The organism is Shewanella sp. TC10, assembly GCF_009663145.1.
In the GTDB taxonomy this organism is placed as follows: domain Bacteria; phylum Pseudomonadota; class Gammaproteobacteria; order Enterobacterales; family Shewanellaceae; genus Shewanella.
Map to the genome: position 1 here is coordinate 42,813 of NZ_VKHR01000008.1, position 16,662 is coordinate 59,474.

Genomic DNA, 16,662 nt, shown 5'->3' on the forward strand with positions numbered 1-16,662 from the left:
AGTCCTTTCCTTGATTAATTTTAAAATAAACTTCGTTTAATATTAACTTCCTATCCACAAATTGAAGCATGTGTATTAGGAAATCATAAGCTGTAAACAGTTGCTAACCTGTTTAAACGGAGCATATAAAAACTCACTTTCAATTGTCATTGCAGCGAGTATGGAGGCCCATTTGTTTACATGAAAAAATTTATTAAATACTAAAAAAAAATTAATTATTGACTACACTTCAAATTAGGAGCTTAACTTTCAGGGATGTTTTTAATGAGGAAAAGTGATGAGAGTATGAAGTTTAAAGGTAAATTGAAGCCTTTAAGCACATCCACTTCGTCTGAGTTCAGCTCCTCTGATTTAACGACTAGTTACTCTGGCTTCAATTCTAACTACATAGTTTTATTCTTATTATATATAGCATCGGCTTATACGTTTTTCCTGTTAAGCCCTTCAAACCAAGTCTCCTCACTATGGCCAGCGGCTGGGATCGCTCTTGCTAGTTGCATAAAATATAGAGCATATTTTTTACCTGCAATTTTTTTTGGATCCGTTATTTTCCAAATTGGTAGCCAGTTATTAAATAGCAATCCAATTGAGATTTCTTTGATATTAATATCACTAGGTATTGGAATTATTTCAGCAATACAAGCGTGGGTTAACTATCGCCTGTTGGCACACTTCTCAGTAAATATAATTGAAGCTCCAACGCTACGTATAGTGACCATTTTTATTTTCTTCGCGCTTCTTAGTAGCTTTATCGGTAGTTTTAGCAGCTGTTTGTTAGTTGATATGGCGCTAATAACAAGTCAGCCTCAACTATTTTGGACCAACTTGGCTATCTGGTGGCAAGGGAATTTCCTTGGCATAATCATCGTTACACCTATCTTTTTGGCGTTGTTGCAATTTAACAAGCCGACCTTTCTGGTTTTCGGGCATTATCGTGGACTTGTATATCCATTAATATTTTTATTGGTTACCTTTGTCGCCATTCAAAAATACACTGGTGTTTCTATTAGAAAAAGCAGTATCGAAGAAATAAAATTAAATACAGAACTAATTGAAAAACAACTTAATCACCAGGTTGAAACTTATTTATACACCCTATCTAAACTAGCTGATAAACTTTCAGGAAAAGAAACTATTACCCAAGAAGAATTTAAAAATTTAGCATTACCGCTCATCCAAAAAAATAAGGGAATTCAAGCTTTTTCGTGGAATCCTATAATTGAACAAAATGAAAAGCTTGAATTCGAGAGAAGTGTAAAAAATCAGATTTCTTCAGAGTTTACAGTGCGAGGAACACCTATACAAAAGGAAGACCCATTAGTCGTGGTCAAGTGGATTGAACCTTTTGGATTTAACGAAAAAGCATTTGGGTTTAATGTTTTTTCTAATGAAGCTAGACGAGAAGCGATGATTAAAGCTCAAAACTTAAATACTCCGGTAGCGACAGAGATTATCAATTTAGTTCAACTGAAAACTCAAGAACCAGGTTTTCTGATTTTTTACCCAATTAATAAAGGGCCTTCCCTCAGTAATGACTACTTAACGCAATCTCTAAGCTTATCAGGTTACGCTGTAGGAGTTTTTGTTGTAAGTGATATTGTACTGGGCAGCATAAATAAATACTCAGACTACATCAATATTAGGATTAAAGATCTCGATGCTAATGGAGATGAGATTTTTAACAACCACCCTAGTGAAGATGATTCCACTCATAACGCGATTGAAGTTTCATTTCCTCTTCACGTTGCGACAAGAAATTGGGAGGTCATTCTATGTGTTTCTCATCAAACGGTTTCACTTATTCAAGCCAACAATTCTGTAAATGCTCTTTTCTATGAATCCGTATTTGGCACACTTTGCGTGTTACTTATTTTAACCTTATTTGGCACTCATAAGATTCTAATAAACCAAGTTAAAGCTAGAACAAACGAGTTAGTTAAATCTAGAGATGAGCTTAAAAAATATGCATTCAATGATCCACTTACTAATTTAGCTAATAGACGTAAATTTATTAAAGAAACAACAAAGATATTAAACATAGCTAAAGCAGAAAACAAAATTGTTGCAATACTATTTCTAGATTTAAATCGCTTTAAATATGTCAATGATAGTCTGGGTCACGAATTTGGGGATCGATTACTAATAGAAGTAGCTAAGAACTTTCGTAGCAATCTAAGAAAAGATGACATGCTTGCTCGTTTCGGTGGTGATGAATTTACCATTATGTTAGATAATATTTTAAATGTGAATGAAGCTATTTTAGTTTCTAAAAAATTAATTAATGGGCTTCACACAGCAATACAAATTGATGATAACTCGTTATTCATCTCCACTAGTATTGGTATTGCGATTTATCCTAAAGACGGCTCAAATGTATATGATCTAATTCGAGCTGCTGATACAGCGATGTATAAAGCTAAGGAGTCATCAGCAGGCTATTTTTGTTATTCCAGCATTTTGAGAAAACAAGCAACAGCGAAATTATTTATTGAGTCTGAACTCCCTCAAGCGTTAGATAACAACCAACTAGAATTATACTTTCAGCCAATTGTTGAAATAGTTTCCGGAAATCAAATCGGTTGCGAATGCTTGCTCCGTTGGAATCATCCATTACACGGCCTTATTTCTCCAGATCGTTTCATTCCAACAGCCGAACTTTCAGGAGAAATTATTCCTATCGGAGCGTGGGTTATCGATCAAGCATGCAAAAATATACAGCAATGGGAAAGACAAGGTTTTTACCACCAGAAAGTTTCAGTCAATGTTTCTGTAGTACAACTCATGACGGGCAAGTTAATTGAAAATATAGTAACTTCACTAAAACGTTATGAAATTACAGCCAATAAACTTGAACTTGAAATTACCGAAAGCGTTTTAATGCAAAATATTGAAATTGTGACGAATTTGCTTAAAAAATTAAGAAAAATCGGTGTGAGAATAGCTATTGATGACTATGGCACTGGCTATTCATCATTAAGTTATCTCGATAAATTACCCATTGATACCTTAAAAATAGACCGTATATTTATCGAACAAATAAATGAGGGTAATCTTGCGATTGTTTGTTCAACATTGCAGTTGGCGAATGAACTAGGTATTGATGTTGTAGCTGAGGGAATTCAAACAACCAAACAAATACGTGTTTTGAACGAGTATAGTTGTCGTTGGGGGCAAGGTTATTTATTTAGCCAACCTCTTCCAATCACTGAATATGAAAATTTCTATAAATCAAGTCAAGATAACAAGGTTTTAAATAGATCATTTTAATAAATTTTTGCCTTATCATTTTTGCTGTTCTTTCTAATCCCGAAAGACAAAAGCACGCAAAACTTCTACGACGAGCTACTTTGATTGTAAAAATAGAACAACGAAATACAGCTCAACATTTCTAATGAGCCTTACGTCTCTAATAAAGCGGAAAGTTGAACATTTGTATCCTAAACAGAGACCTACAAACCCATGCCTAATTATAAATACACAAGAACGAAAAAAGGCTCATCATTTCTGATGAGCCTTTCGTCTTAAATATGGCGGAGAGATAGCATATTTTTGAAAGTGGAACCCTACACATTGTTGAACTACAAACCTATGTTGTTTTATGTATTAAACTCTAGATAGCAAAAAGCCAGCTAATTAATTAGCGGCCTTTTCTAAATGTGGCGGAGAGATAGCCTATTTTTTGAAAGAGGAACCCTAAATGGAATGCGCTACAAACCAATTTGCAATATTCCAAAAATCAGTCACAAAAAAGCCCGCTATTTTCAATAACAGACTCTTTCGATAAATATAGCGGTGAGATTGCGATTTGAACCCTACATTAATGTGCTACAAACCTTTTAACTCTCTCTTCAAACTAACTCAAATTCAACAAAGCAAAAAGCCCGCTATTTTTCAATAACAGGCTCTTTCGATAAATATGGCGGTGAGATTGCGATTTGAACCCTACATTAATGTGCTACAAACCTTTTAACTCTCTCGTCAAACTAACTCAAATTCAACAAAGCAAAAAGCCCGCTAATTAATTAGCGGGCTTTTCTAAATATGGCGGAGAGATAGGGATTTGAACCCTAGATGGGCTACAAACCCATGCCGGTTTTCAAGACCGGTGCATTCGACCACTCTGCCATCTCTCCGAACGCCGAGAATAATAAGGGGATGACGGTTTGCTGTAAAGGATAATTTAGTAATTATTAGCTGTTTGTCTAAGTTAACATCACTCTGATCGTTTTTTGTCATCATTGGATAAATTAACCTCAAACACTCAAGCTAATTTACATCAAACTGTAGGATCTCATTTGTTCCACGCCTAAACCAAATTGATATAAAAGCCGATATAAAAGATGTTAGCAAATAAAAAAGTCACTTCCTTAAACAGAAAGTGACTCTTAATCAATCATCTCGTTGAAGCAAATAAATAATGGAGTTAATTAGTTACCATTGCAGCATTCTTGCTTTCGACATAATTTGAAATTTCTAATGTGAGCTAAAGCTACAATGACTGCACCAAAGATAGTTGCCACTTTTTCCCCTACCTCACCTAAATAGTCATGGCCATAAAGGGCTGATGCCGCTAATGCAATGAGTCCGGTTACTGCTAACAATAAAACTTTCGTGTCTTTATGACGCTTACAACCCAATAAAACCGCTATAGAACTGGTTGGTAAAACAATCCAAACCATCACTTGATGATACAGATGATCAGATAATGGCAAAGCTGACAATGATGGTAGCAAAGCAAGTAAAACTGGGGGCGCAACACAATGTATTGCACACAAAGCAGAAATCGCTATGGCAAATTTGTCTAACACAGACTGAATGGCGTGGTTCATTTTCTTCCTTAAAACACAATGGGGTTTAACAGTTCAAGCTAATATTAGACCTGATTACCGCTCAAAATGCTACTATATATCATTTATATTGTTCACCTTTACATAACAAGCTTTAAATTATTAGAGCCGAGTCTAACTGTGATTTAAATAAGTAAGCTTATAAAAAAATTCATATTAACTTGCACGAAGCAGAAGTATTAAACCAATGCAGCTTGATTTGTCCTTTAACTGTATTGTTCTAGGTTCATTCACCATTATAAGTGGCAAGATCCTCTTCAAGTTGTAGAGACATTTTGATCGATACAACGATTTCAAACTGCCCTCTTATACGACAGGTTTCAATTTGATCTTGGTCTATCTGAAGGAAGTCAGCTAGTGTATTTGTATCAGATACAAAAAAGCCCATTACATAAAGTAACGGGCCTTTAAAATATGTCAGAGATAAAACGCTATCTTTTCTATACCTGATAAATCAATACATAGAATCCATGTTAGAACTAAGTTACTGTAATTATTAACTAAGCTACTTTATTCATTGAACTAAGCTACTTTATCAGTATTATCCATTCTACTTTTTTGCTCAACTTCAGTGAGCAAGCCTCTAATTAAACTAAAACAACCTAAAAGCAAAATGATTGTAAAAGGCAGCGCGGCAATAATCGTAATTGACTGTAATGCTTGAATTGACTGCGTCCCTCCAATCCATAACATGACCATCGCGATTGCTCCAGAGATCACAACCCATACTACCTTTTGGCGAGCAGGGACTTCTAATTTACCGCCGGCAGTCATACCATCAATGACGATAGAACCAGAATCAAGAGTAGTCACAAAGAAAACAATAATCAGTGCGATAGCAATTAGCGATAAAATATTGCCCAGAGGATAAGCCTCAAGCATATAAAACAAACTTAGCGATACGTCTGTAATACCTTGATCGATACCTAGCTGCCCTACTTTATCAATGACCTGCTGAATCGCAACGCCACCGAATGTTGACATCCATGCTGTGGTTACGGCTGTAGGAATGATCAATACACATAATAAAAACTGACGAATTGTCCTGCCTTTTGAAATACGTGCGACAAACATGCCGAAAAATGGCGCATACGCTACCCACCAAGCCCAGTAGAAAACTGTCCAACCATGTAACCATGTCGTGTCATCACGTCCAGATGACTGACTTAAAGGAATGATATTTTTTACATAGCCCGTCACCGCAGTAGCCAGTGAGTCAAGCACTGTGGTGAAATTCAGTACTGCAATAAAGCCGATAAAAATAAAGGCGATAATCATGTTGAGGTTACTTAACAACTTCACCCCTCCATTCATGCCTCGCAGTACAGAGAAAATAGCTAACCCCATAATGAGTAGGATAATACTCTGCTGGAGGAAGATATTATTATCAAAGCCAAACACATGGCTAATCCCACTTGCAGCCTGCGTTCCACCTAACCCAAGAGAAGTCGCTAAACCAAACAAGGTTACTAGCACAGTTAATACGTCAATAACATCGCCTGTTTTGCCCCAGACTTTATCCCCGAATATTGGATAAAAAACTGATCGCATAGATAAAGGGAGCCCTTTGTTATAAACAAAATAAGCTAGACACAGCGCAGTCATCCCATAGATCGCCCATGCATGAAAACCCCAGTGAAAAACAGTCGCCCCTAATGACACTTCACGGCCTTCTGCAGTATAAGGGTCAACACTTAACGGAGTACCAAACCAATTAGTAAAAAATGCAGTTGGTTCTGCTACGCCCCAAAAAATTAACCCAATTCCCATTCCTGCGGCAAATAGCATCGCTATCCATGACATCATGGAATAGTCAGCCTTGGCTTTATCACCACCTAAACGGATCTTCCCTAAAGGTGAAAACGCAATAACAACAGCAAAAAGTAGCATTAAATTGGCTCCCCACATAAATAGGAAGTCAAAATTTGAAAGCACTGCGCCTTTTACTGCATCAATGGCAGCTTTAGCTTCTGCTGGTGAAAGTACGAGTAAGGTAATGATGAATAGAAGAGATAAGCCAACTGAGGCGGTAAAAACTGTGTTGTGGACATCCATACCCAACTTATTAACGTTATCTTGTCCAATTTGATAATCTGTTGATTCAATACTGTATTTGTCTGATTTAAAACTCATAATTTATGATGTTCGTATATTCGATTAACGAATATAAAGACCACTCCATTTTGCTTAATGTTTGATTAGCTACCTGCATCACTATATCGATTGTGATGCCTCCTAAATGAGAAAAATCAAGGCTACAAGCAAATCCCAAGTGCGGGATTATAGCACAATAAGTTTTCGCAAACTTTGATGTTGAGCTTTCATTCCTAAAGCACTCATAATTAAAGCGCACCAGTGATCAATTAACGAAAATAAATAAGCATGGCAAAAAAAAACTATTTCATATATTCCAAATTAAAGAAACAAAAAGCCCGTTACTTTTCAGTAGCGGGCTTTTCTAAATATAGCTGAGAGATATGGTTTAAACCCTAAATGGATTGCGCTACAAACCAGCTTGTAATGTTCCAAAATTCAGACACAAAAAAACCGCTATTTTTCAATAACGGGCTCTTTCGATAAATATGGCGAAGAGATAAGGGTTTGAACCCTACATTGTTGAACTACAAACCCATGTAATTTTATATATTAAATTCTAGATAGCAAAAAGCTCGTTACTTTGCAGTAACGAGCTTTTCTAAATATGGCGGAGAGATTGGGGTTTGAACCCTAAATGGATTGCGCTACAAACCAATTTACAATGTTCCAAAATTCAGACACAAAAAAGCCCGCTATTTTTCAATAACGGGCTCTTTCGATAAATATGGCGAAGAGATAAGGGTTTGAACCCTACATTGATGAACTACAAACCCATGCCTAATTACAAATACACAAGAACGAAAAAAGGCTCATCATTTCTGATGAGCCTTTCGTCTTAAATATGGCGGAGAGATAGGGATTTGAACCCTAGATGGGCTACAAACCCATGCCGGTTTTCAAGACCGGTGCATTCGACCACTCTGCCATCTCTCCGAACGCCGAGAATAATAATGCCCTCGACGTGCTCTGTAAAGTATTAAACTAATAAAATATTCTGATTGCCTGTCTTAGCATCAATCTGTTGAATTTTTATCTGAATAAAGTCCAATACGAGCAGGATCTGGTTTTACAAAGTTATTTTTAACACTATCCCAGCTGTCATGCTTTGATAATAAATAGCCAAAATAAACACCAATAGCACTTAACACAATACCTAAACCGATAGTCATTTCAGCATATTGAGCCAACATAGCGACAATGCTTGAAGCACCAAATGCCATGCCGATTTGAATAAAGTTTTGTAAACCCGCAGCCTTGGTCGCGTTTTTACTAAATTGTTGTAGCGCGTTATTCACAACAATAGGATAAATAGCACCATTACCTGCTGCTAACACAGAGAATGCAATTAATAATGGATAAATTGTATTCATTGGAATAACTAAAGTTACGATGCCAATAAGTGCAACACAGACAAAGAATAAACCAAGAACATATTTAAGTGCGACTGGTGCACCAAACTTCTTCACCAGTACCTTACTCATGTACCCGCCCACAATAAACATAATTGTTTGTGGAATAAAACTAAGTCCAATAGCCTGAGCTTCATAACCAAACTTAATCATCACACTCGGCCAAACCGTTAAGTAACTAAAGAATGCAGCTGAACAAGCACCAAATATCACCACATTTCCTAAGTAACGAGTATTTTTTAAAATGCTTTTATAGCTAATGCTTTCTTGTACTTCTACTTGCTTGGTTTCGCTAGCAACCAGCCACTTGGTTAATACAATCAACAATAATGCAATAATGACTAAAGTTACAAATACTGCGCGCCAGCCAAAATTACTGACGATAGAAGCCCCAATTAATGGCGCTACCGCTGGTGATAAAGCAACAAGAGGCATAATGTTTGAAAATATTTTTTGTGCTTTATCAGCATCATATTTTTCAACTACAATGGCTTGCCAAATGACACCTGCACTACAAGCACCAAGGGCTTGGAAAAAACGTGCAATGTTTAGCATCAAAATAGATTCACTGGCTACAATCGCGCCACTTGCTGCTGCAAACAAGGCCAAACCAATAATCAATGCATTTTGCTTACCGACTTTTTCAACTAACGGGCCATATAACAATTGACCCAGTGCCAAACCTGCCAAAAAGGTCGTCAAGGAAAAGGCAACATTATTTAAGCTGGTTGAAAATGAGTCGGCAATGTTTTGAAACGCAGGTAAATACATGTCGGTGGCGATAAAACCCAACATGCTTAATAAAGCGAGATAAGCTAATAAAATAAAGTACTGTAAGTTAGCAGGCGTAGAACCTGACGACTTTGTTTCAGTAGACTTAATTGATGCATTGTTCATGTAAAAATGATTTCCAAATTGGGACGATTAAAAAACTGCGTGCAGTCTAATGACTTGCAAAAGTATTGTGAAACGTTTACTTTTGATGATTGCATTCATAAATTTTCACAGCAAAGGATAGCCCTCTATGCTTTCAGAACAAGCATTGGAAATGATTGATATAGTCGCGCGTGTTGGTAGTTTCACCGCAGCAGCCAATCAATTGCACAAAGTTCCATCAGCCGTCAGTTACGCAGTAAAACAAATAGAAGATGAACTTGGTGTCATTTTGTTTGAAAGGCATCACCGAAGTGTGAGTTTAACTGAGCCTGGTAAACATTTTGTGCAACACGCCCGTGAACTGCTTGCAGAAATGAACGATTTAAAACGCAGTACACAACGCGTTGCTAACGGCTGGCAACCCACTTTATCAATAGCATTAGATAATATTGTTCGCGCAGATCGAATCAGCGTATTAATTTCAGATTTCTATCGCCATTTTAGTGATGTTGAGTTAATCATCCGAATTGAAGTATTTAATGGCGTTTGGGAAGCATTAGCTACTGGTCGAAGCGATATTGCTATTGGTGCCACAACAGCTATCCCTGTTGGTGGCGTGTTCCAATATAAAGATATGCGTGATATTGAATGGGCATTCTTGGTAAGTAAAAACCACCCTCTGGCAGCAATTGATCGCCCGTTAACTGATGATGAACTCCGTCAATACCCTTCTATTTGTCTTGAAGATACTTCACGTGAAATCCCAAAACGTACCACTTGGTTATTAGATAATCAGCGTCGTTTAGTGGTGCCTGATTGGATTAGGGCAATTAATTGCTTCAGAGACGGCTCAGGTATTGGCTATATGCCGCTTAACCTAGCTAAACCTTTTATACAGTCAGGCTCGCTTATCTCAAAAACATTAGAGAATCCTAAAAATGCCAGCCCTTGTTGTTTAGCATGGAATCAAGAGAAAATGTCTCCTGCGCTAGAATGGGTTCTAGACTACTTAGGTGATACTGACAAGTTACATAGAGAGTGGCTAGCTTAACTTGAAAATGACTTTGTTAGCCCCCATGTTTGTATATATTGGATGTGACTTCTTAAAACTATGGGCTCAAAATACGGTTTAGTTCACTCAGTCGGGTAATAAATTAATGTTCAGTTAAGTTAATTCTTTAACAATGACATTTATAAAAAGCAAAAAACAACAAAAGCTGATTGATTTAGCAGTCGAAAGCGTTTTTTCGACGTTAAATCAATTCGTTTATGAAGATAACTTTAAGCTGGAGTAAAGCTGAGGTATCATCAACTTAAGTAATTAGTAATTTATCAATTTGTTCCAGATTTTTTTCATTAAGGAACAACCCTTTTAACGTCTTGGAGACTGTTATGAATCAACAAACTTTGTCTGGCCAGCAAGCCACGACGATGGAAACCAATAAACTCATTAAAAACACATACATGTTATTGTCTATGACACTAGCATTTGCTGCTGTAATGGCAGGTGTTGCGATGGCAATGAATATCGGTCCTTTCATGTCTATCGGTCTATCACTTGGTAGTATCGTAGTGATGATGGTGACGTTGAAAAAAGCAGATAACGCTTCAGGTTTAGCTTGGATTTTTGCCTTCACAGGTATGCAAGGCGCATCATTAGGCTACATTCTTAACCACTATGTTGGAATGGCTAATGGCCCTGAGTTAATTATGCAAGCCTTTGGTTTAACTTCGGTTATCTTCATTTCGCTTTCAGCATATGCCATTACCACTAAGAAAGACTTCAACTTCATGGGTGGTTTCTTATTTGCTGGCTTATTAGTGGTTATCGGTTTATCACTCATTAATATGTTCTTCGTTAATAGCGGCGCAATGTTCATGGCTCTACAGGCAGCTGTTGCAATGATCATGGTCGGTCTAATCCTTTATGATACAAGCCGTATCGTAAACGGTGGCGAAACTAACTACATTCGCGCTACGATTTCATTATTCTTAAACTTCATTAACTTATTCATGGCCCTACTTCACTTGTTAGGCATGGGTAACGATGATTAATCTGTGAGTGCCTGCTTTATTCCTCGGTCGATGACCTTGTGATTAATCAGTTAACTACGCTAAAATGGCTCCCTTACAGGAGCCATTTTTTATTGTTATGAATAAATTTATTATCCAAGTTAATGGCACAGTCTATGGCTCAACGGCCAGTTTTAGAGCGCTTCGCTTTACTGAGAGCGTATTGTCTCTGGGTCATAAAGTCAGTAGTATTTTCTTTTACCAAGATGGCGTGACAAATAGCAGTGCGCTTATTTGCCCTGCCTCAGATGAGCATGACTTACATCGTGCTTGGGAAAAGCTTGCTAAAGAGCATAACCTTAAGCTAGTAAACTGTGTCTCAGCAGCACTTAGACGTGGCGTTTTATCAGAACAAGACGCTCAAGAAAATAACAAAACATCAGCTAATGCCAGCACTCATTTTGTGATGGGTGGTTTAGGTGAACTTGTCACCGGTATAGAAGAGTCTGATAGGCTTATTTGTTTTTAAGATGACGCAAAAAGGTTTAATACGATGAAAAAAATCTGCGTCATATTCAGACACAGTCCAACAGGCAAGACTTCTAGTCGTGAAGGCTTAGATTTTGCCATGTTAAGCGCAAGTTTTGAGCAGGAAGTCAGTGTGGTATTTACTGATGAAGCAGTGCTGCATTTGTTGGCAGGTCAACAACCAGAATTAGTTGGCAGCAAAGACTACCTATCAACGTTTAAGGCATTGAGCTTATACGACATTGAAACAGTACTTGTGTGCCAGGATTCAGCAAAGCGATTTGGCATATCATCAAATGAATTTAATTTCGAAGCCAACATGGCATCGACCACCCAAATTCAGCAATTAATTCAAGACGCCAATGAAGTGGTGGTTTACTAATATGATTTTACATCAGGTACAAACCTCTGCCACTGTCGATAACGCGCTCAATTGCTGCTTGCGCTTCATTGACGACTCAGACAGCATCTTACTTACTGACGATGCGCTTAATTGTTTACTCGATAAACAATGGCAGCAACGTTTATCTAATTACAAGCTTTACGTACTGATTGAAGATATTGAAGCAAGGGGGTTAAGTCATCGCTTACCTCAGTCTGCTAATATTTCAGTCATAGATTATGACCAGTTCGTTCTCGCTACACTGCAACACACTAAGGTGATCACTTGGTAGATTCATTTGACTTTAATGGCCAACAGATAGAAATAGATGCTAAAGGCTATTTAAAAAATTACACTGATTGGCAAGCCGATATGGCGCCTGTGCTCGCGCAAACCGAAGACATTGTACTGACAGAGCAGCATTGGGAAGTCATCAATTTCGTTCGCGATTTTTATTTAGAATATAAAACAAGCCCTGCGATCAGAGTTCTTGTTAAAGCGATAGGCCAGTCTTTAGGGGCAGATAAAGGCAACTCTAAATACCTTTATACCTTATTCCCTGTCGGTCCTGCCAAACAAGCGACTAAAATTGCTGGACTGCCTAAACCAGCAAAATGTATCTAAAATGGGTACTTTAAAAGCTTAAAAGGAGACGTTCAGTCTCCTTTTTGTTGATAAAATACTATGTAGTGAACAGTTGCGCTAACAGTAACCACCGAACTTAAAGTTACTGTTAGTAATAGTGATGTTAGTTTTTGCGTTTAAGCACCAGTTAAAGAACGTATTTAGCAGAAAACATGACTCGATTAAGTTCTCCTTCTATATCATTTTCTTTACTGTTTTTCGCATACATATACTCAACACCAAATGTTAAAGGCTTAATTGGAGAATAGAGTAAGTTGACATAGCCTGAATAAGAGTCTTTATTAACGTTGTCTCCAGTTAAATCTACATCATTATCAGCACTGAACGCTGAAGCTGTTATGCTGCTACGCCACTTATCGTTCCACCAATGGCGATAAGCGATATAACCACCAATTGAACTTATTGCTCCAATTTCCCCGTTGCTATCGAGAACACCGGCGTTGACATAATTAAGTGCCATGTAACGTCCAAGTCCCTCACCGTAAGTTGCACTGAATTTAATGTCATCTTTGCCAACGGGCAAAATACCACTGAAGCTAACACCGTAACCTAGTGCGTTAGAGTCGAGCTGAATATCATCATAAGTCGAGTCGACATTTAATTGTCTTGCTAAAGCTGCAACAGACAACTTAGCACCACCTTCCGTTTTAATGTTATAGCGTGCAACAAAGTCAGGCACCATACCACTACCACTGACTATTCGAGTTGCGCTTTGATTTTTGTTCAAGGTCGTTTCTGGGTTTTCAATTGAAAACTGAAAACCACCATTGGTATATCGGATTTGAGCCTGACGGACAAAAGGAGTACCTTCTGCTGCGCCGACAAAGTCTAAATTCTCAGGTAAAGCTGAAGGGTTTTGGAAGGTTGTCCAGGTTTGGCCGAATGTCCAGTTGTCATAGCTTATAAAGGCATGTCGAATACGAGGTGAATAACTGTTTGACACTCGCTCATTACCATCAGCATGGGTCATAAAATCAAGTTCAATGTAACCTGTAAGTTTATGGCCATCCATATCAGTCACTGTTTTAAAGTTAAATCGTGTCTCCCTTGCCTGAAAATCGACTACTTGTTCACTATTACCATCGACACCGTAAATGGTTCCTGGCACATAAAACTGTCTGGAAATATGACCAGAATCAGGCGCACCATTACTATAATCACTAAACATGGTATCGACTTTAATATATCCGCCGAATTGCATGTCTGTGTCATCAAGAACTGATGCATTAACACAGGTTGAGCTAAACGCAGAGGCAACCATGATCCCGATTAAACTCAATTGCTTTTTTCTCAGTATGAAAGGATTATTAATTGTATTTTTATTTGCAGAAATTAGAGAATTTTTCATTTCATCACCCTTGTTATTTGAATAACAAAATCATAGTTTTAGAATTGATTCCAAAACGAGAGTTACAAGGTGGTTTAAGACAAATTACGCGTTTGCGACCAAAAAGTTAAATGCGTGTTAGATATTTTGGATTTTAGTGATAAACAAGAAATTTTGGCGCTAAGTCCAAATTGTGAACGACATCTTTATAGCTTTAGCGTGGTTAGCTAGCCTTTGTGTTGATTGTTAACTTTAGTGTGCATGTTAGTCTTTGTGTTAATAGTTAACTTTAGTATGAAGCTTAGTCTTTGGGTTATTAGACAGAGTTGATATATAACTTATCCCAATTAGTAGTCAGGTAAATATTCACGACCAGACTTGATCAAATTACTTTCACCTACCCTTTTATCATTAAGCGCCTCCCCGTAATTTTCACGGCAATGAGAGCATGGACTCATGGTATTGATCAATCGACCACGTTTTGAATACTTTCGAATATAGGCATGCGATATGGTCACATTATTTCGGTTAAGTAACGCTGGCATAGCAATTTTTGACTTTAAATCTGACACCGCAGCATCTTCAGCACACTGGCTATCATCAGCTCTCCCCCAGCCGATAGTTTCAACACCTGTATCATCTATATATTTCGCAGCAACCCATGGCCCACTATGATGGCCTGTTGGTTCACCATTAGGGAAATAAGAGGGTTTATTAGCAAGTTCATAGGGTATGAGTTCAAGGGGTTCTGACGGTGCTTGCTCACAACTTACATCTAAAGCCGAACTTGGTTTTTTGGTCACAAAGAAGTGATGGTTATGGCTAAGTTTCACATCACGTAGTTTACTCACAAGCTGCGGATCAGGATGGCGTGTATCTACTGCATTGATAGTGACAATGACAGCAACAGCCCCACTACGCGCAATAATTTCATCACCTACTTTAAGCTTTGAAGCTGTAATCCATTGCTTATCTGTAAAACAAAAGTCATGGGAATTTTCAACGTACATTAATGTGGTTAACTCATTGATTGAGTACTCTATTTCTAACATCTTATTTAGGCTTTAAACTTAGGATAATTATTGAATTTTGGTTTGTAAACTTTCGCTTGTAAATTTTGGCTTGTATACATTAGCTTTTTACAACTGAATAAGAATTATATCAGGTTACAGCAGGCATAAAAAAACCAAACAAATTGTTTGGTTTTTTTGCAAAGAAATAAAACGGATAGGTTTAACCGATTTTTTCTAGGCCACGCATATAAGGACGTAGTACTTCTGGAACTGTAATTGAACCATCTGCATTTTGGTAGTTTTCTAAAATAGCTACCACGGTACGACCCACAGCTAAACCAGAACCATTAAGTGTATGTAAAAGCGTTGGCTTTTTATCATTAACACCACGGTAGCGAGCTTGCATACGACGTGCTTGGAAGTCTTTCATGTTAGAACAAGAAGAGATTTCACGGTAAGTATTTTGCGCTGGCAACCACACTTCTAAGTCATAAGTTTTAGCAGCACCGAATCCCATATCACCTGTACATAAAATCATTGTACGGTATGGAAGACCTAGACCTTGGAGTACTTTTTCAGCATGGCCTGTTAACTCTTCAAGCGCAGCCATTGAGTCTTCTGGCTTAACAATTTGCACAAGTTCTACTTTATCAAACTGATGCTGACGAATTAGACCACGAGTATCACGACCGTACGAACCTGCTTCACTACGGAAACAAGACGTTAGTGCTGTCATTTTAAGTGGCAAATTAGCTTCTTCAACAATCGTGTCACGAACCGTATTCGTTAATGGCACTTCTGCTGTTGGAATTAAGCTTAAACCTTGACCTTCTTCAGTCGCAGGCTTGGTGTGGAATAAATCTTCACCAAACTTGGGTAACTGACCTGTACCTAATAAGCTTTCTTCGTTCACAAGCAAAGGCACGTACATTTCAGTGTAACCGTGCTCTTCTGTATGAAGATCTAACATGTATTGACCAACAGCACGGGTTAAGCGTGCAACTTGGCCTTTCATCACGATGAAACGTGAACCAGTAATTTTTACTGCGCTTTTGAAATCTAAGCCGTCTAAGCCTTCGCCAAGATCTAAATGATCTTTAATTTCAAAATCAAATTTTGTAGGCTCGCCCCAAGTGCGAACTTCAACGTTGTCATTTTCATCAGCACCACTAGGCACAGCTTCATCAGGTAAGTTAGGCATGCTCATTGCGATACCATTTAACTCAGCTAATAACTCTGCTAGTTCAGTTTTCTTCGCATCCAGTTGAGAACCTAAATCCCCTACTTTAGCCATGATTTCACTGACATCTTCGCCACGAGACTTAGCTTGACCGATGGATTTAGAGATTGCATTACGGGATGCTTGTAATTCTTCTGTTTCCACTTGTAGCGACTTACGCTTTTCTTCTAAAGCAGTAAGATGGCTAACATCAAGGATAAAGCCACGTTTAGCTAAAAGCTCAGCTGTGACTTCAAGTTCGTTACGCAAAAATTTTGGATCTAACATGTTTTATATTCTTAATAG

The 16,662-nt window shown here is 37.8% G+C and carries 13 protein-coding genes and 2 tRNA genes; 7 read left to right on the forward strand and 8 right to left on the reverse strand.

Annotated elements, in window-relative coordinates; all coding sequences use genetic code 11:
- The first annotated feature begins 264 nt into the window (after positions 1 to 264).
- Positions 265 to 3,267, forward strand: a complete 3,003-nt coding sequence (locus tag FNZ24_RS04470) for an EAL domain-containing protein (protein ID WP_194944994.1) — start codon at positions 265 to 267, stop codon at positions 3,265 to 3,267.
- A 775-nt stretch (positions 3,268 to 4,042) separates the two neighbouring features.
- Here the strand turns inward: FNZ24_RS04470 and FNZ24_RS04475 are convergent.
- From FNZ24_RS04475 to punC, 5 genes are all read right to left on the reverse strand, one after another.
- Positions 4,043 to 4,133: transfer RNA gene (locus FNZ24_RS04475), tRNA-Ser, on the reverse strand.
- 294 nt (positions 4,134 to 4,427) lie between these two features.
- Complete coding sequence (locus FNZ24_RS04480; protein ID WP_153913224.1) at positions 4,428 to 4,829, reverse strand: MerC domain-containing protein; 402 nt, start codon at positions 4,827 to 4,829, stop codon at positions 4,428 to 4,430.
- 540 nt (positions 4,830 to 5,369) lie between these two features.
- Entirely contained in the window at positions 5,370 to 6,980 is a 1,611-nt protein-coding gene (locus FNZ24_RS04485; RefSeq protein WP_153913226.1) for a BCCT family transporter, read from the reverse strand.
- An 806-nt stretch (positions 6,981 to 7,786) separates the two neighbouring features.
- Positions 7,787 to 7,877: transfer RNA gene (locus FNZ24_RS04490), tRNA-Ser, on the reverse strand.
- A gap of 80 nt (positions 7,878 to 7,957) precedes the next feature.
- Complete coding sequence (gene punC, locus FNZ24_RS04495) at positions 7,958 to 9,250, reverse strand: purine nucleoside transporter PunC (protein ID WP_153913227.1); 1,293 nt, start codon at positions 9,248 to 9,250, stop codon at positions 7,958 to 7,960.
- 127 nt (positions 9,251 to 9,377) lie between these two features.
- Here punC and punR point away from each other — a divergent pair, with 127 nt between their 5' ends.
- From punR to FNZ24_RS04525, 6 genes are all read left to right on the forward strand, one after another.
- Positions 9,378 to 10,280 (forward strand): DNA-binding transcriptional activator PunR, encoded by a 903-nt coding sequence (punR, locus tag FNZ24_RS04500; protein ID WP_153913229.1) that lies wholly within the window; start codon positions 9,378 to 9,380, stop codon positions 10,278 to 10,280.
- A gap of 341 nt (positions 10,281 to 10,621) precedes the next feature.
- Positions 10,622 to 11,284, forward strand: coding sequence for a Bax inhibitor-1 family protein (locus tag FNZ24_RS04505; RefSeq protein WP_153913230.1), 663 nt, complete (start codon positions 10,622 to 10,624; stop codon positions 11,282 to 11,284).
- A 97-nt stretch (positions 11,285 to 11,381) separates the two neighbouring features.
- Positions 11,382 to 11,771, forward strand: coding sequence for a sulfurtransferase complex subunit TusD (gene tusD / locus FNZ24_RS04510; protein WP_153913231.1), 390 nt, complete (start codon positions 11,382 to 11,384; stop codon positions 11,769 to 11,771).
- A 24-nt stretch (positions 11,772 to 11,795) separates the two neighbouring features.
- Positions 11,796 to 12,152, forward strand: a complete 357-nt coding sequence (gene tusC / locus FNZ24_RS04515) for a sulfurtransferase complex subunit TusC (RefSeq protein ID WP_153913233.1) — start codon at positions 11,796 to 11,798, stop codon at positions 12,150 to 12,152.
- A gap of 1 nt (position 12,153) precedes the next feature.
- Positions 12,154 to 12,444 carry a sulfurtransferase complex subunit TusB gene (tusB, locus tag FNZ24_RS04520; protein WP_153913235.1) on the forward strand — a complete coding sequence of 97 codons (291 nt, stop codon included), beginning with the start codon at positions 12,154 to 12,156 and terminating at the stop codon, positions 12,442 to 12,444.
- Positions 12,438 to 12,776: a TusE/DsrC/DsvC family sulfur relay protein gene (locus tag FNZ24_RS04525; protein WP_153913237.1), complete on the forward strand. Its 339-nt coding sequence runs from the start codon at positions 12,438 to 12,440 to the stop codon at positions 12,774 to 12,776. Before tusB ends, FNZ24_RS04525 begins: the two co-directional genes overlap by 7 nt.
- A 148-nt stretch (positions 12,777 to 12,924) precedes the next feature.
- Here the strand turns inward: FNZ24_RS04525 and FNZ24_RS04530 are convergent, their stop codons facing one another.
- The 3 genes from FNZ24_RS04530 to serS all read right to left on the reverse strand — a co-directional run bounded on the left by FNZ24_RS04530 (position 12,925) and on the right by serS (position 16,644).
- A complete protein-coding gene (locus FNZ24_RS04530) occupies positions 12,925 to 14,091 on the reverse strand; it encodes a DcaP family trimeric outer membrane transporter (protein ID WP_153913309.1) in 1,167 nt (388 codons plus the stop codon).
- A gap of 380 nt (positions 14,092 to 14,471) precedes the next feature.
- Positions 14,472 to 15,176, reverse strand: a complete 705-nt coding sequence (locus FNZ24_RS04535) for a hypothetical protein (protein ID WP_153913239.1) — start codon at positions 15,174 to 15,176, stop codon at positions 14,472 to 14,474.
- 181 nt (positions 15,177 to 15,357) lie between these two features.
- Positions 15,358 to 16,644, reverse strand: a complete 1,287-nt coding sequence (gene serS, locus FNZ24_RS04540) for a serine--tRNA ligase (protein WP_153913241.1) — start codon at positions 16,642 to 16,644, stop codon at positions 15,358 to 15,360.
- Between the last annotated feature and the right edge of the window lie 18 nt (positions 16,645 to 16,662).